20 protein-coding genes are annotated in these 20,599 nt (G+C 65.2%); 8 read left to right on the forward strand and 12 right to left on the reverse strand.

Annotation, left to right across the window (positions count from 1 at the left end; genetic code table 11):
- Positions 1–365 precede the first annotated feature (365 nt).
- Both HDC29_RS16655 and HDC29_RS16660 read right to left on the reverse strand, forming a co-directional pair.
- Positions 366–1,409 carry a L,D-transpeptidase family protein gene (locus HDC29_RS16655; RefSeq protein WP_257018345.1) on the reverse strand — a complete coding sequence of 348 codons (1,044 nt, stop codon included), beginning with the start codon at positions 1,407–1,409 and terminating at the stop codon, positions 366–368.
- On the reverse strand, positions 1,406–2,095 hold the full coding sequence (locus HDC29_RS16660; RefSeq protein WP_179499422.1) for a Crp/Fnr family transcriptional regulator: 690 nt from the start codon (positions 2,093–2,095) through the stop codon (positions 1,406–1,408). Before HDC29_RS16660 ends, HDC29_RS16655 begins: the two co-directional genes overlap by 4 nt.
- Before the next feature lie 243 nt (positions 2,096–2,338).
- On the opposite strand from HDC29_RS16660, the gene HDC29_RS16665 reads away from it, so the two are divergent.
- Both HDC29_RS16665 and HDC29_RS16670 read left to right on the forward strand, forming a co-directional pair.
- Complete coding sequence (locus HDC29_RS16665) at positions 2,339–2,671, forward strand: TraR/DksA C4-type zinc finger protein (RefSeq protein WP_179499423.1); 333 nt, start codon at positions 2,339–2,341, stop codon at positions 2,669–2,671.
- A 79-nt stretch (positions 2,672–2,750) separates the two neighbouring features.
- The gene (locus HDC29_RS16670; protein ID WP_179499424.1) at positions 2,751–4,031 is read left to right on the forward strand and encodes a DUF4010 domain-containing protein; all 1,281 of its coding nucleotides are present in this window, start codon (positions 2,751–2,753) and stop codon (positions 4,029–4,031) included.
- 12 nt (positions 4,032–4,043) lie between these two features.
- Here the strand turns inward: HDC29_RS16670 and HDC29_RS16675 are convergent, their stop codons facing one another.
- The 3 genes from HDC29_RS16675 to HDC29_RS16685 all read right to left on the reverse strand — a co-directional run bounded on the left by HDC29_RS16675 (position 4,044) and on the right by HDC29_RS16685 (position 6,839).
- Positions 4,044–4,283, reverse strand: a complete 240-nt coding sequence (locus tag HDC29_RS16675) for a response regulator transcription factor (RefSeq protein ID WP_179499425.1) — start codon at positions 4,281–4,283, stop codon at positions 4,044–4,046.
- Positions 4,284–4,360: 77 nt separating this feature from the next.
- Complete coding sequence (locus tag HDC29_RS16680; RefSeq protein ID WP_179499426.1) at positions 4,361–4,975, reverse strand: response regulator transcription factor; 615 nt, start codon at positions 4,973–4,975, stop codon at positions 4,361–4,363.
- Positions 4,965–6,839 carry a PAS domain S-box protein gene (locus HDC29_RS16685; RefSeq protein ID WP_257018346.1) on the reverse strand — a complete coding sequence of 625 codons (1,875 nt, stop codon included), beginning with the start codon at positions 6,837–6,839 and terminating at the stop codon, positions 4,965–4,967. The genes HDC29_RS16680 and HDC29_RS16685 overlap by 11 nt, the downstream gene beginning before the upstream one ends.
- Positions 6,840–7,073: 234 nt before the next feature.
- Between HDC29_RS16685 and HDC29_RS16690 the strand changes: the two genes are divergently transcribed.
- The 5 genes from HDC29_RS16690 to HDC29_RS16715 all read left to right on the forward strand — a co-directional run bounded on the left by HDC29_RS16690 (position 7,074) and on the right by HDC29_RS16715 (position 10,242).
- Positions 7,074–7,628, forward strand: coding sequence for a hypothetical protein (locus HDC29_RS16690; protein WP_179499427.1), 555 nt, complete (start codon positions 7,074–7,076; stop codon positions 7,626–7,628).
- Positions 7,625–8,005 carry an STAS/SEC14 domain-containing protein gene (locus HDC29_RS16695; RefSeq protein ID WP_179499428.1) on the forward strand — a complete coding sequence of 127 codons (381 nt, stop codon included), beginning with the start codon at positions 7,625–7,627 and terminating at the stop codon, positions 8,003–8,005. The genes HDC29_RS16690 and HDC29_RS16695 overlap by 4 nt, the downstream gene beginning before the upstream one ends.
- Before the next feature lie 62 nt (positions 8,006–8,067).
- Complete coding sequence (locus HDC29_RS16700) at positions 8,068–8,610, forward strand: GNAT family N-acetyltransferase (protein WP_257018347.1); 543 nt, start codon at positions 8,068–8,070, stop codon at positions 8,608–8,610.
- 593 nt (positions 8,611–9,203) lie between these two features.
- Positions 9,204–9,443, forward strand: coding sequence for a hypothetical protein (locus HDC29_RS16710; protein ID WP_179499429.1), 240 nt, complete (start codon positions 9,204–9,206; stop codon positions 9,441–9,443).
- Positions 9,444–9,489: 46 nt separating this feature from the next.
- Positions 9,490–10,242 (forward strand): alpha/beta fold hydrolase, encoded by a 753-nt coding sequence (locus tag HDC29_RS16715; RefSeq protein WP_179499430.1) that lies wholly within the window; start codon positions 9,490–9,492, stop codon positions 10,240–10,242.
- On the opposite strand, the gene HDC29_RS16720 is transcribed toward HDC29_RS16715, so the two are convergent.
- The 3 genes from HDC29_RS16720 to HDC29_RS16730 form a co-directional block, all read right to left on the reverse strand.
- Positions 10,196–11,239, reverse strand: coding sequence for an alpha/beta fold hydrolase (locus tag HDC29_RS16720; protein ID WP_179499431.1), 1,044 nt, complete (start codon positions 11,237–11,239; stop codon positions 10,196–10,198). The two genes, HDC29_RS16715 and HDC29_RS16720, sit on opposite strands and share 47 nt — an antisense overlap.
- Positions 11,240–11,290: 51 nt before the next feature.
- Entirely contained in the window at positions 11,291–12,958 is a 1,668-nt protein-coding gene (locus tag HDC29_RS16725; protein ID WP_179499432.1) for an MFS transporter, read from the reverse strand.
- Positions 12,959–13,138: 180 nt separating this feature from the next.
- Positions 13,139–14,518 carry a DEAD/DEAH box helicase gene (locus tag HDC29_RS16730; protein ID WP_179499433.1) on the reverse strand — a complete coding sequence of 460 codons (1,380 nt, stop codon included), beginning with the start codon at positions 14,516–14,518 and terminating at the stop codon, positions 13,139–13,141.
- 335 nt (positions 14,519–14,853) lie between these two features.
- Here HDC29_RS16730 and HDC29_RS16735 point away from each other — a divergent pair, with 335 nt between their 5' ends.
- On the forward strand, positions 14,854–16,326 hold the full coding sequence (locus HDC29_RS16735; RefSeq protein WP_179499434.1) for a glycerol kinase: 1,473 nt from the start codon (positions 14,854–14,856) through the stop codon (positions 16,324–16,326).
- 12 nt (positions 16,327–16,338) lie between these two features.
- Here HDC29_RS16735 and rpmE read toward each other — a convergent pair whose 3' ends face one another.
- From rpmE to bamA, 4 genes are all read right to left on the reverse strand, one after another.
- A complete protein-coding gene (rpmE, locus tag HDC29_RS16740; protein WP_077030436.1) occupies positions 16,339–16,566 on the reverse strand; it encodes a 50S ribosomal protein L31 in 228 nt (75 codons plus the stop codon).
- Between the two features lie 114 nt (positions 16,567–16,680).
- The gene (gene fabZ / locus HDC29_RS16745; RefSeq protein ID WP_179499435.1) at positions 16,681–17,160 is read right to left on the reverse strand and encodes a 3-hydroxyacyl-ACP dehydratase FabZ; all 480 of its coding nucleotides are present in this window, start codon (positions 17,158–17,160) and stop codon (positions 16,681–16,683) included.
- A gap of 4 nt (positions 17,161–17,164) precedes the next feature.
- Complete coding sequence (locus HDC29_RS16750) at positions 17,165–17,854, reverse strand: OmpH family outer membrane protein (protein WP_179499436.1); 690 nt, start codon at positions 17,852–17,854, stop codon at positions 17,165–17,167.
- Entirely contained in the window at positions 17,854–20,535 is a 2,682-nt protein-coding gene (bamA, locus tag HDC29_RS16755) for an outer membrane protein assembly factor BamA (RefSeq protein ID WP_179499609.1), read from the reverse strand. The genes HDC29_RS16750 and bamA overlap by 1 nt, the downstream gene beginning before the upstream one ends.
- Positions 20,536–20,599: the final 64 nt, after the last annotated feature.

Consider the following 20,599-nt stretch of genomic DNA (forward strand, 5'->3'; position numbering starts at 1 on the left):
GGCTAGGGGGCGGCACCCCGACCCGATATGCGCAAAGTTACGGAGTCCTCGCGCGGGCTGCGATCAGGCTGTTCCGGGATTGCTGCTGCGAGGTACGTTCCGCCAGCACAAACCGAACACGGAAAGCAGCGCTGCGGGGAGTCGGGTCGCAATCGCCTCCTCGCAGCGCTGCATCCCTGACTGCGCCGATTCCACCCGGCTCAGGATGAAACACAGGCAGCACAGGGACGTCGTGCCTGGCGAAGATCCGGTTTCGTGACGCTGAGGACACCCTGCCGACTTCAACCAGATGCCCCATTCTGCACAGCCGATCAGACACGGCACATTCGCAATTACCCGTACGGGTTTTCGGTTCGCCTCCTCATCTATGGCGGGGCCGGCCGACGCGGAGTTTGATGAGGCCCCGACGCGCCCTCATCATCCTCGATGTGGAAAGGTATCGCGTTCGCGTCGTCCGCGCGGAGCGAGTCGCCGGTTATGATAACGCTCGAACCGGGTCCAAGCAGCGGCTCGACCACAGCCCGAAAGTCGGGCGCGACGTGGATCCGGCCGCGGAGGCTTTCGGTCGGCGCCGAACCAAGCGGTTCGGGCAAATGCACGCGGGTCCACTGTGCTCGCCCGTCGGGCGCGCCCTGTCGCATGAAAACCGACGTCCCGGCGACCGGCCCGTCGATCCGGACGGGTGCAGAACCGATCGCGATCCCGTTCCTCAGCACAAGGACGCGGCGGTCGGCCGCGCTGACGACGACCGCGACGGGCCCCGATGGCGCGCGTTCGGGATGCCAGTCGGCGATGCCGCCCGCATCGGTGCCCGCCCATGCAACGGGATCGCCGGGCGCCACGCGCGGGATCGCCGCCGTCTCGGTGACGATCACCGTCATGCCGGGCCGGGTAACGCCGTAAAGCAGCCGCGCGAACGCGTGCGGCAACCGGATGCAGCCGTGCGACGCCGGATAGCCGGGCAATGTTCCGCCATGGAGTGCGATCCCGCCCCAGGTAAGCCGCTGCATATAGGGCATGGGAGCATTGTCGTAGATGCTCGAATAATGCTCGACCCGGCGCTCGAGGATCGTGAAGACGCCGACCGGCGTTCGATGATCGGCGCTGCCCGTCGACACCGTGGAAATCGCGATCGGGATGCCGTTGCGATACAAGGTTGCGCGCTGCGTCGCGAGGCTGACGACGAGCAAAAGCGGCCCGTTCGCCGCGATTTCCGGCGCCCAGAAAAATTCGCCCGGTTTCAGCGCCTTCGCCGCACCGACAACCGATTTTTCACCCGCCGGCGATTGCGCCGTCGATACCAGCGGCAGCAGCGCCGCGCCGATCAGCATGGCCGCTCGCGCGAGCTGCGCCGGTCGAGCGCATTGCCGGCGATCGCCCGGACGACCGATGCGCGGGCGCATGATCATCCGGCCATCGCTTCCACCGCGCGCCGATCGTGGATGACCACCTCGCGGCGGGAGGGAAGATCGAGCAGCCCGTCGGCGCGCATCCGGGTCAGTTGCCGGCACGTCGTTTCGATCGTCAGCCCCAATATGTCGGCGATCTGCTGACGGCCAAAGGGCAGTTCGAATCCGTCGTCGCGGCGCGTCGGGCCCGCCTGACCCGCCAGACGATCGGACATTTCGAGAAGGAAGGACGCCACTTTTTCGGCGGCCGACTTGCGGCCGAGCAGCATCATCCAATAGCGTGCCCGGTCGAGTTCATCGAGCGTCCGGCGGAGCAATTTCTGCTGCAGATGGGGATGCGCACCGGCAAAGGCGTCGAAGCTGTTGCGGTTGTAGATGCACACTTCAGCGTCGGTCATCGCAGTCACGCGATAAAGACTTTCCTTGCCGAACGGCCGGCCGATGAAGTCGCAGGCGAAGACGATCCCGACGATCTGCTCGCGCCCGTCGGAAGCCGCCACGACCAGTTTGAGCACGCCCTTCAGGACATTGGCGACGAGCGGCGCATCGTCGCCTTCCCATATCAGTGTATGGCCCGATTTGACCCGTTGGCGGCGCCCCATCCGGCCAAGTTCGGCGAGTTCGCCGGCGTCAAGGCTCGCGCAGATCGCGCGGCCCCGCACGGCGCAGGACGCACAATCGCTCACTGACGATACTCCGGCATGATGCTGCGAATGGCGGGCGCTTGGTTCATGCCGTGCCTTCTATGCGCGCCCTGCGGCGAAGTGAGTAAGGAAGAGTACGTATGAAGGCCGGGAGGATCGGCCCACGGCGGACCGTAAGGGGAATTGCGTAACGACGTCGCGGTGCATTCGCCGCATCACGAGGCCTGATCTTTCGATGCGAGCGGGTCTGCACAGCCCACTAAGGCATCCTTCACAAGAGGAAAGATGATGTACGACGCCGTCACCCTCCGCACGCAACTCGAAGCGCGTCTCCTCGCGCTTGGCGCCCGCATCGACGACATCGAGGCGACGCAGCGCGAACCGCTCGGCGAGGATTTTGCCGACCAGGCTGTCGCACGTCAGGACGACGAGCCGCTCGATGCGATCGAAGGCGCGGCGCTGAGTGAAATCGCACTGACCCGGCAGGCGCTCGCGCGGCTGGCAGCCGGAACCTACGGCCTCTGTATCGCTTGCGGTAAACCAGTTTCCGCGGCGCGCCTCGAGGCGCTTCCTGTCACTCCGCATTGCATCACATGCGCACGCGACGCCCGAAGCTGATCCGCTCCTCCCGATGCGCCGATATCCGGGCGGGGGCGATGCGCAAAACCGCCTCCGCAGCTTTCGAAAGGGGGCCGGAATGTCCGTACTGATCGCGCCCGCCGGGTTTGGGCAATGGCCGCTTCTTACCGGCATCGGGCTGTCGCTTGGGCTGGGTCTGCTGATCGGCGTCCAGCGCGGATGGACGGCGCGAAACGAAGCCGATGGAAGCCGCTTTGCCGGGATCCGCACCTTCGGCCTGCTCGGACTGACAGGAGGAATCGCCGGGGCTCTCGAACCGATCGACCGCGCGGCCGCGATCCTGTTGCTGACGGCCGCCTCGCTTCTGATCCTCCTCGGCTATGCAAGGATGGCGCATCGCAGCGTGAGCGGCACCGCCGGTCTTGCTTCGCTGATCGCCCTCGCCTGCGGCTTTCTCGCGACGTCAGCCCAGCCCCTGCTCGCATCAATCCTGGCGGTCGCCACCACGCTGCTTCTGACGATGCGCCCCCAGCTTCACCGCTGGATCGGCGCCATGACCGAAACCGAGGTCAGTGCAATCGCCCGCTTCGCGTTGATCGCGATCGTCATCCTGCCGCTGCTCCCCGATCGCGCGCTCGGCCCTTATGAGGCATGGAATCCGAGGCAGCTCTGGCTCGTCGTCGTGCTCGTCTCGGGCTTTTCCTTCGCCGGCTATGCCGCAGCGAAACGGTTCGGTGCGACGCGCGGAACGCTGGCGATGGCCGCAACCGGCGCGATGGTGTCTTCGACCGCCGTGACCGCAGCGCTGGCGACACGACTGCGCGACGAGACGGAAAATGCGCCCGCGCTGGTAGCGGGGATCGCCGCGGCCTCGGCCGTGATGCTCACCCGCGTCGTCGTCCTTGTCGCCATCCTCGCGCCGATTGCATTCGGCACCGCCGCGCTGCTGATCGGTCCCGCCGCGTTCGTCAGCCTCGCCGCCGCAATCTGGTGCCTGCTGCGCGCCCGCCACGCCCCCGCAACGCCGACCGAAGCCATGAATTTGCGCAACCCCTTGAACTTCGCCCCGGCGCTGGGGTTGACCGTGCTGGTGATGGCGATGGCGCTCATCGCTCGCTGGCTGATGGAGCGGATCGGCGAAGGCGGAACCGCGATCATCCTGGCGCTGTCGGGAATCGCCGACGTCGACGCGGCAATCGTCACGATCGGCGGGCTGCCATCCGGGACCCTCGACGGCCGGACGGCCGGAATGGCGCTCGCGGCGGCGGTCATGGCCAATACGCTGTTCAAGGCGGCGATTCCTCTCGCTCTCGTCCGGACGCGCCGCGGCTGGCTCGCGGCGCTGCCGCTCGTAGCCAGCGTGGTCGCCGGCTTCGCCATGCTGCCCTGGATAATGTGACAGGGTCTGGACTCATCCGCCTCGCGGGAACTCGTTCCGATGGGGCAAGACCAGCGAGAGAAGCGCCGCAAGCGTCGGCGTCCGCAGCTTTCGCATCGCCCGCGCGCGGTGGATCTCGACCGTCCGGTGACTGATACCGAGTTCATGGCCGATCTGCTTGTTGGTGAGGCCCCGCATCAACCCTGCCACGACCTCGCGCTCGCGCCCGGAAAGGTCCGCAATCGACGGCAGCGCGGCGGGCTCGATTTTCATGGGAAAGCGCGCATTCGTATCATGCCCGCTTTCTAGCGAGCCGTGCTTCCGTCGGTCGCTACGTATTGCTCCCTATATCAGGCACCCATGCCGGCCGCGAAGGCGAGGCGCAGCGCATCGGACAGGCTGCGGACGTCGAGCTTCGCCATCAGATTGGCGCGGTGCACTTCGACGGTGCGCGGCGAGATACCGAGGTCATAGGCAATCGTCTTGTTCGGCAGCCCCTGAGCCAGACCGTCGAGCACCTCGCGTTCGCGCGGAGTGAGGACGCCCAGCACGACATTGGCTTCAGCGGCGCGCGCGGCCGCGCCGTCCGCCGCTGCGATCCGGTCGAAAGCAGCCTCGATCGCGGCAATGAGCACCACTTTTTCGAACGGCTTTTCGAGGAAATCGACCGCGCCCGCCTTCATCGCCCGCACCGCGATCGACACATCGGCATGGCCGGTCAGCACGATCACCGGCATCGTTACACCCCGGTCGAGCAGCGCCTGCTGGACTTCGAGGCCGTCCATCTCGGGCATCCGGACGTCGAGCAGGACGCAGCCCTCAGCGGCATGTCGCACCTCTTTCAGAAAGGCAGCGCCGCTCGCCCATGTCTGGACGCTGTAACCCGACGTCTTGAGCATGAAGCTCGCCGAGCGCCGGATGGCGTCCTCATCGTCGACGATATGGACAAGCTTATTATCCGTCATCCCGTTCCTCGGCTTTCGCGCTGACCAGTGTGAAATGAAATTCGGTACCGCCGCCTTCCCGCGGCTCCATCCAGATCCGCCCACCGTGCGCTTCGACGATCGTGCGGCAGATCGAAAGGCCCAGCCCCATCCCTTCGGACTTGGTGCTTGTAAAGGCCGTGAAAAGTTGTTCGGCAATCTGCGCATCGACGCCCGGCCCGGTATCGGCGACGATCACGCGCACGAAGCCGCGCTCGTCGGGGCGGCTCATAACACTGAGTTCGCGCACCGGACTCGCCGCCATCGCCTCGCAGGCGTTGCGGATGAGGTTGATGAGAACCTGTTGGATCTGGATCTTGTCGACGAGCACGGGCGAGGCATAGGGGTCGAGATCGAAGCGCGGCGCGATCCCCTTTTCGCGCGCGCCCATCAGGCCGAGCACCGCGGCTTCGTTGATCAGCAGGGGGAGCTTCTCGATCGTCTTCTCGACCTCGCCGCGCGCCACGAAATCGCGCAGGCGCCGGACGATATGCCCCGCCCGCAGCGCTTCCTTCGCTGTGTCGTCGAGCGCATCGCGGATCATCGGGAAATCGCCCGGGTCGGGCCGGGCGAGCATGTCGCGCACCGCCTCGACATAATTGGCGACCGCCGTCAGCGGCTGGTTGAGTTCGTGCGCGAGGGTCGATGCCATCGTTCCCATCGCACTGACGCGCGTAACATGGATGAGCTCGGACTGCAGCGATTCGAGCTGCTCTTCGGTCTTCTGACGCTCGGTGAGGTCGCGAATGAAGCCAGTGAACAACGGATGCGCCTCGCCCGTCGCCTCGCCGATCGAAAGCTCCATCGGAAAGGTCGATCCATCCTTGCGCTGGGCAAAGACGACGCGCCCGATGCCGATGATCCGCTTCTCGCCCGTTTCCAGATAGCGCCGGATATAATTGTCGTGACGTTCGCGGTCGGGCGACGGCATCAGCATGCTGACGTTGGCGCCGAGCAGTTCGGCCTCGCTATAGCCGAACAATTGTTCGGCGGCCGCGCTGAACGACAGGATCAGGCCCTGGTCGTCGATCACCACCATGGCATCGGGCACCGCCGAAAGGATCGAGCGAAGATGGCTTTCCTGCGACCGCAGCGCCTCTTCCGAAGCACGCCGGCCGGTGATATCGGACACGACCTTGGCAAACCCCCGCAGGCTGCCGTCGGGATGGCGCAGGGCGGTGATCGACACGTCGGCGAGGAACTCGGAGCCGTCCTTGCGGACGCGCCAGTCCTCGGTATCGAAACGGCCATCGCGCGCGGCGCGCGCAAGATCGTCGGCGGGTTTTCCGCTTGCGATCGCGTCGGACGGATAGAAAACCGACGCGTCGAGCCCGATGACGTCCTCCTCGCACCAGCCCTTCAGGCGCTCAGCCCCCTTGTTCCAGATCGTGACCCGCCCCTCGGGGTCGAGAAGATAGATGGCATGACCCTCAGCGCCGTCGATGAGGAGACCGAGTTCCTCGGCGAGCACGTCGGCCTCGGCTGCACGGCGGGCCGCGCTTCCTTCGCTTTCGCGAATGCGTCCCTTCAGCCCGTGGCTCGAGCGTGCGAGCAAGATGATACCCGCAGCCGTCAGCAGGAAAAGCGCCGCTTCGACGAAATCGACGGCGCCTGTTTCCCGAAACCCGGAAAAGTAGATCCCGAGGAGCAGCGAGGGAAAGACGGCGATCGCCGCAGCGAGCGGGCCTGCGAGGATCGATGCGGACAGAATGGCGAGCGCGAAGAGGAGAAAGGCCGCTTGGCCGTCGATCCAGAAATCGAACAGATTGCGGACCAGCGCCGCCACAACGACCAACGCCAGCGCGACCAGCACACGGGCCGGTAAGGATCGTTCCATCAAAGGCATCGGCGCAGTCGCTCCCTCCCGCGCGGGGCAACCGGCGCCAATCGAACGCCCTGCCCCTCACCGACGAGCATATCGCCAAATGGCTTCGCGCGAAACCCGTGCGGGAGGTCCGACACGAGTATCACACTTTCGCCATAGGCCTGTCCCCAGCACGCGTGGCATCCGTAGAATCCCGAACTGCGGCGGACGCATTCGGCGCCTATCCTTGCCCCCACAGACAGCAAGGAACGCGATATGGCCGGCTTCATGGCGAGAACAGCGAGCCCGCAGGGCGAATACGGCAACCTGTTCTGGGCTGCGGGTCTGGCTATCGGCGCGGGCGCCGTGCTCCTCTTCCTTCAATTTTCGCCGCGCCCCTTCCTCACGACAATAGCGGCCATCCTGTGGCTGGTCGTGCTGATGGGCGTCGCGGCGCTCATCCAGATTCGCGAGGCGCACATATCGCGGCATCGCGGAGAACGGACCGCCTGGCGGGCGGCGGCGGCGCCCTATCTGATCGCTGCCGCGATCCTGATCGCCGATCCGCTACTCGGCCAGGGCGGGCTGGCCTATGCGCTGGCGGCCGGCCTCGGCATTGCCGGGGTCGCGCGCGTGGCCATCGCGCTCGGAACCGGCCGGCGGCGCCGCGGATGGCTCTATATTTCGGGCGCGGCAACCCTTGCCGTGGCGATGGCGCTCGGTTTCGGCTGGCCCTTCGCGCTCGCCTCACCCGCCATCAAGGCGCTGGCGTTCGACCTTCTCATTCTCGGCATCACATTGGTTCTTTCGCAGGCAGGAGGCAGATCATGATGGAATGGATCAACGGCGCGGACGACGTCATCGCGCTCAGGCTCGCCGACAAGATCACCGGCGCCGACCTCGACGCCATCATGGACAGGCTCGATGCGGCCATGGCGCAGCATGCGAAGGTGCATATCTTCGTCGAAACGCATTCGGTCGACGGAATCGAGCTTTCCGGCCTCGGCTCCTATATGGCCAGGGCGTTGCCGCTGTTCGGCAAGCTCGGCCACTTCGGCCGGGTGGCGGTCGTTGCCGACCAGGCGTGGATCCGCGCGGGCACGCGGCTAGAAAGCGCGCTGCTGCCCGGCATCAGCTATCGCACCTTCACGCCCGAACGACGCGAAGAAGCCCTCACCTGGGTTGTGGGCGCAACCGTCGATGCCTGAGCGGCGAACCACCGTCCGAAACGGCCGCGGCCGGACCCGGCACCAAGCAAAGGAAAGCTGACATGACTGACCAATCGCTGGATATGACGCTCTCCGAAGCCGGCGGCACGAGCATCGTCACGCGCGATGGCGCCGAGATCATGTTGCGGCCCGTCACCGCCGACGATGCAGCGCTGCTCAATCGCTTTTTCGATGGTCTGGCGCCCGATGATATGCGGTTTCGCTTCCTCAGCGCCCAGCCGCATCTGTCGGGCGCGCAGCTGGCGGCGATGATCGACGTCGATCACCGTCATCGCGAGCATCTGCTGGCGTTCGAAAGCAACCGCAACGAACTTGTCGCGAGCCTCCTGATCGCGGCCGACGACAAATTCGAGGTGGCCGAGGTCGCGATCGCGATTTTGCCGGCATATAAGGGCCGCGGCGTCGGATGGAGCCTGTTGAACCACGCTGTCGACCTCGCGAAGAAGCGCGGCGTCAAACGGCTGCGTTCGATCGAAAGCCGCGACAATCGCGAAGCGATCGACGTCGAACGAACGCTCGGCTTCCGTTCAAGTGACTATGAAGGCGATGCGACGCTGGCGCTCCTCGAGATCGACCTCGGCTAGGTGCCACGCGATATTTTGCGAGCATGACTTTCGCAAAACAGCCGAGATTGCTCTGCCGGCGAGATCGAACACATTCCTGGCATCCTATCCTGCCTACGCGAACGGCAGGTTTCGGGCAGCCGCCGCGCGGCCGGCTACGACCTCGATCAGGCGCATAGCAGCCTTGTAGTGCGGCCAATGCCCCCCCGGAGGGAAGGGTTGGATCGCGATTCACGGGCATCTGGCTGGATATTCGTTGGGAATTTCAAAGAGTTATCTAGGCGAGCCTACAAGCGCGGTAGTCGCTCAGCGAATAAAATATCCCATTATTTCGATGCGACGATTCGCGGGCGCGCCATGCCCGCGCGCATTTTCACGAGACGGGGCGCCCGATTATCGAGGGCTATGATCCGCCCGAGGGATGGGGCTGGTGCTATATCGACGATGTTGTCGTCGCACTTCCCGATCAAACGCGGCAAGTCGGGCCAATCCCGCGCTATTTCCAGGCGCCCGCCCTTCCACCATCTGTCGGATTAACTTACAGTTTACCATAGTCTCGGCGCGCCAAATCCTCGATTTGCGCCACTGGCACGGCGCTTGCTTGGTTTAAGGTGATGCTCAAAAAAATCGGACGCCTGTTCGTTATCAAGACCCGCTTCGAGGCGTGCCTCATCATCTATGCGCTCGCCGTTGGCGCGATGGCGCGCGGAGCGGCCTATCTGCATGAATATCCGGGCTATGGCGGCAAGCTGCTGTTGCTCGCCTGCACCGGTTCGGTCTTTCTCGCCGGCGCGAAGATCTTCGACTGCCTGCGCTACGAGCAGGCCGCCGAGACCGCGGGACAAGCCGAGTAGCGCACCGGTCTTTCGCCGGAGGTCAGGATATGCGATGGCGCAGGCCATGAGCAGGATCAGCGGCCGGCCGGCCATCAGCACCGAGCATGTCTACGGCCTTTCGCTTCGCGTCGCACGTTGGCGTGAGGGAGCACCCGGCACGCCGCTGCTGTTCCTCAACGGCATCGGCGCCGATATCGCCGCCGCCGCGCCGCTGCTCGCGCAAATCCACGGTCGCGAAGTGTGGACGCTGGACATGCCGGGCGTCGGCGGCTCGCCCGACGCGCTGCTGCCCTATGGCGCGCCGACGATCGCGGCGGTGGTGATGGAGATAGCGGACCGGCTGGGTCACAAGCTGGTCGATGTCGCGGGCTTCAGCTGGGGCGGCGCGCTGGCGCAGCAGGTCGCGGTCCAGTTCCCCCACCGCGTACGGCGGCTGGTGCTGATGGCGACGACACCGACCGTCAGCGCGCCGGGGATCGGCTGGGCCGCGCTGCTCGATGACGATATGCTGGCAAGCGGGCTCAAGCTGCCGACCGCGACGCCGCTCGGGCTCGCCTATCAGTCGATGGCGATGGCGGGATGGACGAGCGCGGCGGCGCTGCCGCACCTGAAAGGCACGCCCGTCCTGATCCTGATGGGCGAGCGCGACGGCGTCGTTCCCGCATGCCACGGCCAGGCGATCGCCGACCTGATCGACGGCGCGGTGCTGGAAGTGGTGCCGGGATCCCACCTCTTCCCCTTTACCCATGCCGCGGCGATTTCGGCGCGGATCAGCGCGTTTCTGGACGAGCCGGAGCGGGCGCAAGCCGCCGCTTGAGGAAGTCGGCGATGGCGGCTGCGGTCGCGTCCGGCGCCTCTTCCATCGGCAAGTGACCGATGCCCGGCAGGATCACGACTTCCGACCCCGCGATCCGTTCGTTGAAGGTCTTGGCCGCGGTCGGGTTGATCACCCGGTCCCGGTCGCCAAACAGGATCAAGGTCGGCGCCCCGATCTCCCCGACGTGCGCGGCCATCGCGGGCTCGCGGTTCATCCGCGCGCGCAACACGGTGGCCGGGCGATTGCCGGGAAAACGCAGCAATTCCCAATAGCGGTCGATCATCGCGTCATCGATGATCTCCTGCTTCTCGACCGAACCGCGCAGCGACTGTTCGACGAGCATCCGCGGCGTCACCCGAGTCGCGAGCCAGCGCCCGAAGGGATATTCGAGGATGCGAAAGCCGACGTTCGATTCGGGGCGCTTTTCGCCCTTGCGAAGCGGCATGCCGGCGGCGTCGATCAGCAGCAGCGCATCGACGCGCGCGGGCTGCGCGAGCGTGTAACGCCACGCCACCCAGCCGCCCATCGAATTGCCGCCGAGGATGAAATGATCGAGCCCGAGCCTGGCGGCAACGACATCGACCGCCTCCATCATCCCCTTGGCCGAATAATCGGTATCGGGGGTGGCGCCGGTGAGCCCGTGGCCGGGCAGGTCGAGCGTGACGATGCGATAGGTGGCGCCGAGCCGCTTCACCAGCGGCTCCCACGTATGGAGGCTGGCATTGGCGCCGTGGATCAGGATGATCGGCGGGCCATCGGCCCGGCCCTGATCGCGATAGTGAATGCGCTGGCCCGCCGGTCCTGCGGCGAAGGCCGCGTTCGGGCCGCCATATTTGGCGATCATCGCGTCACGATCGGTATCGGGAGTCAGGAGGAGAAGAAAACCGACGATGATCGCGAGTATGACGCCAAGCGGGATCAGCACCCGCTTGCGCCGGAACAAGGGACGCCGCGTTGGCGGCGGCTCACCGAAATCTATGTCCTCGACAGTCATCATGCCCCCCTGAAGGCCTGACGATACTCTAGCGGGCGACCCCGATGGGTCAATCTATGCCTGAGGATGGAGCGGGCGGCGGAAGGTCTCGGGAAGGAACAACAAACCGATCACCAGCGTGATCACCGCGACGATCACGGGATACCAGAGGCCGTAATAGATATTGCCCGTCGCGGCGACCATCGCAAAGGCCGTCGTCGGCAGGAAGCCGCCGAACCAGCCGTTGCCGATATGATAGGGCAGCGACATGGCGGTGTAGCGGATGCGGCTGGGGAAAAGCTCGACGAGCAGCGCAGCGATCGGGCCGTAGACCATCGTCACCAGCAGCACGAGGTAGAAGAGGATCGCGACGACGAGCGGTTTGTTCATCGCATCGAGATCGGCCTTGGCGGGATAGCCCGCGGCGGCGGTCGCGGCGGCGAGTTCCTGGCGGAAGGCTTCGGCCGCAGCCGCGCGATCTTCCTCGGCAAGCCGCCACGGTTCAGGCGCAACCAGCACGCGATTGCCGATCCAGACGTCGGCGGCCTCGCCGGTGTGGCGCGGGCGCGTCACGCTGGTATAGCTGACCCCGGCTTTGGCGAGCGCCGACTTGGCGATGTCGCAGCCGCTGCTTTCGAACTTTTCCTTGCCGATCGGATCGAACTGGACGGCACAGGTGCCGGGGTCGGCGTTGACCGTCACGGCGGCAGTCTGCTGCGCCTTTGCCATCGCCGGATTGGCGGCGCTGGTCAGCATGTGGAACGCGGGGAAATAGGTGAGCGCCGCGAGCGCGCACCCTGCAAGGATGATCGGCTTGCGCCCGATCTTGTCGCTAAGCCAGCCGAAGACAATGAAGAAGGGCGTGCCGAGCGCCAGCGCGATGGCGATCAGGATATTCGCGGTCGCGCCATCGACCTTCAGCGTCTTTTCGAGGAAGAAGAGCGCATAAAATTGCCCCGAATACCAGACGACCGCCTGCCCCGCGACCGCACCGAACAGCGCGACGAGCACCCATTTCAGATTTTCCCAGCGGCCGAAGGCTTCGGTCAGCGGCGCCTTCGACGTCGTCCCCTCCTCCTTCATCTGTTTGAAGACCGGGCTTTCCTCGAGCTGGAGGCGGATCCAGAGCGAGACGCCGAGCAGGATGATCGAGATGAGGAAGGGGATGCGCCAGCCCCAGTCGGCGAAGGCCGCCTCGCCCATCGCCGAGCGGATGGCGATGACGACGCCGAGCGCCGCGAACAGCCCGAGCGTCGCGGTGGTCTGGATGAAGCTGGTGAAGAGGCCGCGTTTGCCCTCGGGTGCATGTTCGGCGACATAAGTGGCGGCGCCGCCATATTCGCCGCCAAGCGCGAGACCCTGGACGAGGCGCAGCAGGACGAGGAGGATCGGCGCCGCGACGCCGATCGACGCATAGCTGGGCAGGATGCCGACGAGGAAGGTCGACGCGCCCATCAGCCCCATGGTGACGAGGAAGGTATTCTTGCGCCCGACGAGATCGCCGATGCGGCCGAAGACGAGCGCGCCGAAAGGCCTTACCGCGAAACCCGCGGCAAAGGCCGCGAGCGCGAAGATGAAGCCGGTGGTTTCGTTGACGCCCGAAAAGAACTGCGCCGAGATGATCGTCGCAAGCAGGCCGTAAAGGTAGAAATCATACCATTCGAACACCGTGCCGAGCGACGAGGCCAGGATGACCTTGCGTTCGCTCTGGCGGGTGTCGATGGTTGCCGTTGCGTCCGTCATCCGCTGCCCCTTCGCCCTGTTATGGCGCGAAAGTAGACTTTAGCTGCTTGGCGTCAATGGTGCGCCACAGCCCCGCGATAACAGTTCGTCATTGCGAGCGAAGCGAAGCAATCCAGAGCGGTTTACGCTACTCTGGATTGCTTCATCGTTACGCTTCTCGCAATGAAGAGGGTTTTAGCGTCAACCGACGCGCTTCACCGCGCCCTTGTGCGCGCCGACGCTCTTGTTGCGTGGGCGGAAGCGGCGCTTGCGCTGGCCTTCGGCGCCTTCGCCGGCTGCACCGTCGCGGCGCGGGCCGCGATCGCCGCCCGGCTTGCCCGGACCGCGGCCGCGCATCGCATCTTCGCGCTGGCGCTGCGGATTGCGGCCCTGGCTGCCGGTGTCGCGCGGCGGCTGCACCGGCTTGGGCAGGTTACGCACCATCTCGTTGAAATTCTCGGGCAGCGGCATCGGTTCGGACTTGCTGCGGGTAACGCGCTCGATGTCGCGCATATAGGGCCGCTCGTCGGGGGCGATGAAGCTGATCGCCTTGCCCTCCGCGCCGGCGCGCGCGGTGCGGCCGATGCGGTGGACATATTGTTCGGGCACGTTCGGGATCTCGAAGTTGATCACATGGCTGACGCCCGACACGTCGATACCGCGCGCGGCGATGTCGGTCGCGACGAGCAGCTTGATGTCGCCCGAGCGGAACGCCTGCAGCGCGTGGGTGCGCTGCGACTGGCTCTTGTTGCCATGGATCGCCATCGCCTTGATGCCCGCGCCCGCGAGGTGGCGCACGACGCGGTCGGCGCCATGCTTGGTGCGGGTGAAGATCAGCGCGCGGTCGATATCTTCGCTCGCGACGATCGAGTGCAGCAGCGCCTGCTTTTCCTTCTGTTCGACGAAGGTCGCGTACTGGCTGATCTTTTCGACCGTGGTCGCCGCCGGGGTAACCGACACCGTCACCGGATCCTCGAGGAACTGTTCGGCGAGATGCGCGATTTCCTTCGGCATCGTTGCCGAGAAGAAGAGGTTCTGGCGACGCGAGGGCAGCAGCTTGGCGATGCGACGCAGCGAGTGGATGAAGCCCATGTCCATCATCTGGTCGGCTTCGTCGAGGACGAAGATTTCGACATCGTCGAGGCGCAGCGCGCGCTGGTCGATCAGGTCGAGCAGGCGACCGGGGGTCGCGACGAGGATATCGACGCCGCCCGACAGGTCGCGGATCTGCTTGTTGATCGGCACGCCGCCAAAGACGGTCGAGACGCTAAGCTTGGTGAAGCGGCCATAGTCGCGGCAGCTCTGCGCGATCTGCGCCGCGAGCTCGCGCGTCGGCGCGAGCACGAGCATCCGGCAGCCGCGCGGGGTCGGGCGGTGCGGATAGGTCAGGAGGTGATGGATCGAGGGCAGCGAGAAGCCGGCGGTCTTGCCAGTGCCCGTCTGCGCGATACCGCACAGGTCGCGGCCCTTCATCAGCGGCGGAATCGCCTGAACCTGGATCGGGGTCGGGACGGTATAATCCTTGGCGGCAAGCGCGCGATTGATATCGGCGTGCAGGCCAAAGTCGTTGAAAGTCGTCATGAAATACTCACTATGAGCGACGCGCAGGCACATCCGTTCGGATCGAACGGACGGCGCACGGGCCGCGGGTTCGAAACGACCCGCGTGAAAGGGTGCCTCTGGGGACAAAGCGCTGGTCCGGCTCGTCCCGCGCCTGAAATCGGGCGGGAAAATCACGCTGCCGGTGGTTGCGGCGGGATATCCCGCCATGCTGCGCTGCACAATCATATGGCATGAGTTGCGCGATATTGCAAGATAATTGCTTGCTTCCCTCTTCCCGTTCGCCTCCAGCTTGTCGAAGCGCCGTTCTTTCTTCATTGATGGCGAAAGAAAAGAACCGTGCGGAGGAGGATCAGGTGTCCGAAAAGATCATCGTCATCGACGAGGGCACGACGTCGACCCGCACGATGCTGTTCGGCGCCGACGGCACCCCGCTCGGCAGCGCACAGCGCGAGATCCGGCAGCATTATCCCGCCCCCGGCCTCGTCGAGCATGACGCGGCCGAAATCTGGGAAGCGACGCTCGCCTGCACGCGCGAGATGGTGACGCGCGCCGGCGGCGCCGATCATGTCGCGGCGATCGGCATCACCAACCAACGCGAAACCGTCGTGTTCTGGGATCGCAACACCGGCGAACCGCTCGCCCGCGCCATCGTGTGGCAGGACCGGCGCACCGCCGCCGATTGCGCCGCGCTAAAGGAAGCGGGGCATGAGGAGATGGTGCAGGCGACGAGCGGCTTGCTGCTCGATCCCTATTTCTCGGGAACCAAGGCCGGCTGGGCACTGAAGCACTGGCCGCAGCTGAAGGAAGCCGGCGACCGGCTCGCGGTCGGGACGGTCGAATCCTATCTGGTCTATCGCCTGACCGGCGGCGTCCATGTCACCGATGCGAGCAATGCTTCGCGCACGCTGCTGATGGACATCGATGCGGGCCGCGGCTGGGACGACGGGCTTTGCGACCTGCTCGGCGTTCCCATGGACCTGCTCCCCGAAATCACCGGCTGCACCGCGACGGTGGGCACGACCGACCCGGCGCTGTTCGGCGGCGCGATCCCGATCTGCGGCATGGCGGGCGACCAGCAGGCAGCGACGATCGGGCAGGCGTGCCTGTCGCCCGGGCAGACGAAGGCGACCTTTGGCACCGGCGCCTTCGTCCTTTCGGCCAGCGGCACGACGCGGCCCCGATCAGACAACCGCCTGCTCGCGACCGTGCTCGTGCAGGAAGGCGACGTGCGATCCTATGCGCTCGAAGGGTCGGTGTTCGTTGCGGGCAGCCTGATCAAATGGCTGCGCGACGGATTGGGCCTGCTGGCAAGCGCAAGCGAAAGCGAGGGGCTGGCGCGGTCTGTCGCCGACAATGGCGGCGTCTATCTGGTCCCCGCCCTATCGGGCCTTGGCGCACCGCATTGGCGGCCCGATGCGCTGGCGGCGCTGTCGGGGCTCAGCTTCGCGAGCACGAAGGCGCATGTCGCGCGCGCAGCCTTGGAGGCACAGGCCTATCAGGCGCACGACCTGAAATCCGCCTTCGCCGCCGACGGCGTCGATTGGGCGGAACTGCGCATCGACGGCGGCATGGCCGCGAACGACTGGATGGCGCAGGATCTCGCCGACATGCTCGACCTCGTGGTCGAACGCCCGGGTTTCGTCGAAAGCACGGCGCTCGGTGCCGCGATGCTCGCCGCAACGGGCGCTGGGCTTTATCCCGATCTGGCGAGCGCGGCGCAGGCGATGCGCGGCACCGCGACGCGCTTTACCCCGGCGCTCGATGCCCCGAAACGCAAAACGCGCCTTGCCGGGTGGCAAAGCGCGCTTGCAAAAGTCCTGGCGTGAGCCGGACGCGAATTAACGCTTGAGGGTGAGACCGCCGAAGCGCTTGTTGAACTTCGCGACCTGACCACCCGCGTCGAGCAGGCGTCCGGTGCCGCCGGTCCAGGCCGGGTGCGCGGTGGGGTCGATTTCGAGCGTCATCACATCGCCCTCTTTGCCCCAGGTCGAGCGCGTCTGATATTCGGTACCATCGGTCATCTTGACCGTGATCATGTGGTACGCGGGGTGAATGTCTTTTTTCATCTCAAATGCTCCTGTGCCGCTGGTTTCCGACCAGCCGCGTGAGTCGATGCTTCCCCGTCCGGGGCCGCGAAGCGGCGTCCCCTAACGGCGAAAGCCATAATTTGCAAGTGGTGCTTAATCGCTCGGCGGATCGGCGATCATCGCGGTGAACTGGCATTCGGTCGCCAGCTGGCCGTCCAGCATCGCCCGCCCTTCGAACTTGCAGATATTCCGCTTTGCCTGAAGTATGGTGACGTGGAGGTCGAGCAGGACGCCGGGTTCGACGGGCTTGCGGAACTTCACCCCGTCGATGCCCATGAAATAGACAAGCTTGCCCGAGCCGCCGAGGCCCAGCGATTCGACCGCGAGAATGCCACCCGCCTGCGCCAGCGCCTCGACGATGAGGACGCCAGGCATGATCGGCCGGCCGGGGAAATGGCCCTGAAAAAAGGGCTCGTTCATCGTCACCGCCTTGACCGCGTGGATCGAGGTGTCCTTCACCATCGAAACCACCCGGTCGACGAGCAGCATCGGATAACGGTGCGGCAGCAGCGTCAGGATCCGGCGGATATCCACCGGGCCCAATGCCCCTGCCCCATTTTGCCCGTCGGCCATCGGATCAGCGCGTGGTCGGTGCGGTGCCGGCCGGGGCCGGAGCCGGAGTTGCCGTTCCCTGCGACGCGCGCGCCGCATCCATCAACTGCTGGTTGCGCTGCTGGACGAGCTGGCCGGGCTGGTAGCCGGCGGGGACCGCGATCGAAACGCTGGGCAGGATGCGGTTGAGTTCGGTCACCACCGCGTCGGTGATGTCGACATTGTTCTCGCGCGCGAGAACCGCATCGGGATTGAGCAGCAGGTCGATCTTCTTCGCGGTCATCGCGGCCTTGATCGCCTCGTTCATGCGAACGCTGATCTGGTCTTCGACATAGGCGATGGCGAGGTCGACCGGCGCGCCGATCTGGCCGAGTTCGGTCTGCGCCGCCTGACGCTTGTCCTGCACCGCCTTTGCGGCGGCCTGCAGCGCGGCCTGGTTCTGCGGCGTCTTTTTCGCCTCTTCGTTATATTTCGCGATCAGCACGTTGATTTCAGCCTGCAGCGTCTGACCGCGCGACTGCTGCTGGTCGATCTGAGCCTTGTAGGTGGTTTCGATCTGCTGCGACGCGGTGCGGAAGGCGTTCGAACGCGCGGCGGCGACGCGGACGTCGGCGACGCCGACGCCCTTCGCCTGCGCGAGGGCGGGAGCCGACAGGATGGGCGAAACCGACAGCGCGGCGATCGCCAGCGCGGAGGCGGCAAGAATTTTCTTCATCAGAATTGGGTTCCTACATTGAATGAGAAGCGTTTGGTATCATCGCCCTCTTCTTTGCGAAGGGCGTAAGCGAAGTCGATCCGGAAGGGACCGAAAGGAGAGTTCCAGTTGACCCCGGCGCCGATCGAGACGCGCGGCATCCAAGTATCGCCGAAGAAGCGTTCCTCGAACGGCGCGAGCGACGAGAATCCCGTCGGACAGGTCGTGTACTGGCCGGTTCCCGTCGTGACCCCATCGGTGGTCGTCGTCGTTTCGGTCGCGAACTGGCTGACGCCCGTCGTTGCGTTGCGGCAGAGGAACTTCGTGAAACCGTCGGCGGGATCGCGGAAATCGTCGAGAGTGGTCAGCGTCGGGCGCTTCACGCTGAACACCGACCCGACGTCGAGGAAGATCGACGGCCGCAGCCCCAGTTCCTTCGCGCCGGTGCCGAGCGGGATATCGAGTTCGACCCGCCCCTGATAATAGGCGCGCCCGCCGAGCGCATCGTCGATCTGGCCACGGTTGTCGTTGCTGGTGTCGATCACCGGATTGAGCGGATCATAGGTCGCGGCATAGCGGATGACGCGCGGACCGATGCCGCGAATGTCGAAGCCGCGCATCTGCGGTTCGCCGAGGAAGAAGCGGTCGGTCAGGCGGACCTTGTCGCTGGTCGGGGTCGGGCGCCCGCCGAACGGGTAGATATAGCCCCCCTCGGCCGAGATGTTGAGGATGAAGCGGCTGCCGAGATTGAAGTGTTTGGTGCCCGCAAGGCGCGTGCGAACATATTTGACGCTGCCGCCGAGCCCCGCGAAGTCCTGGCTCAAGGACAGCGACTGGCCGCGCGTCGGACGAATGCGATTGTCGCGGTCGTCATAGGCGAGCGTGTAGCCGAGCAGCGACGTCGTGCGGTTGCCGATCGCGTCGCACAGATAACGGCCGGCGACGAGCGGGTCGCATTCGTCGCCGAAATAATAGATCGACCTGTCGAGCGTCACATCGTCGAAATTGATGCTGTAGCGGCCAAAGAAGGACATGAATTCGGTCAGCGGCACGCCGACGTTGACCTGCGCGCCGGTCGTGACCTGTTCGAAGGTCGTGCGGCGATCATTGTCGATGAAGTTGAACGAATTGAGGTCGCGGCGATAGACGCTGCCGCCGATCGAGATGTTGCGGTCGAACAGATAGGGTTCGGTAAAGCCGAGCTCGATCGACTTCGAATAGCTCGAATAGTTGACCGAGGCTTGCAGTTGCTGGCCGAGGCCGCGGAAGTTGCGCTGACGGATCGAGGCCTGGAGCAGGAAATTCTCGATCGACGAGAAACCGGCCGAGAGCGAGAGTTCGCCGGTGGGCTTTTCCTCGACATTGGTTTCGAGGATGATGCGGTCGGGCGCGCTGCCTTCCTTGCGCTCGATCTCCAGATTTTCCTGGAAATAACCGAGGCTGTTGATGCGATTCTCGGTGCGCTTGACGCCGAAGCTGTTGAAGGCGTCGCCTTCGTTCAGGCGGAATTCGCGGCGAACCACCTTGTCATGGGTCAGCGTGTTGCCGTTGACGTCGATGCGCTCGACATAGGTACGCGGGCTTTCGCCGACGTTGAAGGTGATCGCCATCGTCCGGTCGTCGGGGTTGCGGCGGAACTCGGGATTGATGTCGGCAAAGGCGTAGCCGAACAGGCCTGCGGTCTCGCTGAGGCTTTCGACCGTGTCCTCGACCAGCTTGGCGTCATACCAGTCGCCGGTCTTCATCGGCAGCAGCTTCTTCAGCATCTCGGGCTGGAAGTCGCGGATTTCGCTCTGCACGTCGACGTCGCCGAACTTGTAGCGTTCGCCCTCCTCGACGACATAGGTGATGATGAAGTCCTGCTTGTTGCTCGTCAGCTCCGCCACCGCCGAAATGACGCGGAAATCGGCATAGCCGTTGGTCAGGTAGAAAAGGCGCACCTTCTGCTGGTCATAAGCGAGGCGGTCGGGATCGTAGCTGGTGTTCGACGACAGGATCGTCAGCAGCCCTGTCTCCTTCGTCGCCATCTCGTCCTTGAGGTCGCCGTCGCTGAACTTCTCGTTGCCGATGATGTTGATCTGGCGGACCTTCGACTTCGGACCCTCGTTGATCTCGAACACGACATCGACGCGGTTCTGGTCGAGCGACACCATCTTGGGTTCGACCGTCGCCGCGAAGCGGCCCTGCCGCTTGTAAAGCTCGATGATGCGCGCAACGTCCGCGCGCACCTTGGAGCGCGTGAAGATCTGGCGCGGCGCGAGCTTGATCTCGGGACGGATTTTGTCCTCCTTCAGGCGCTTGTTGCCCTCCAGGATCACGCGGTTGATCACCGGGTTTTCGGTAACCTGGATCGTCAGCGCACCATTGTTGTCGGTGATCTGGAAATCCTTGAACAGCTCGGTCGCGGCGAGATCCTTCAGCGCCTGGTCGAGCACCGCGCGGTCATATTGCTGGCCGACGCGCAGGCGCAGGTAGGAAAGGATCGTCTGCGCCTCGAGCCGCTGGTTGCCGACGACGGTGATCGACTGGACCGTCGTCGCGGTCGGGACCGCTTCGGGCGCGGGCGCCGGGACGGTCGGAGCGGGGACGGGCGGCGGCGCAACCTCCTGCGCCATCAGCGGCGTCGCGAGCATCGTGCCGGCCAACAGAGCGACCGACAGCTGCGTCCGCGCCGAAAATTTGTGTGAAGCCACGCTGTTCATCCCGAAAAAATAACTCAAAAGCGACAAACCCGCCTGACCGCGGGCTCGCGCGCCACTCCCTGCC

Origin of the sequence: Sphingopyxis sp. JAI108, assembly GCF_013410105.1 — a bacterium.
GTDB classification, from domain to species: Bacteria; Pseudomonadota; Alphaproteobacteria; order Sphingomonadales; family Sphingomonadaceae; genus Sphingopyxis; species Sphingopyxis chilensis.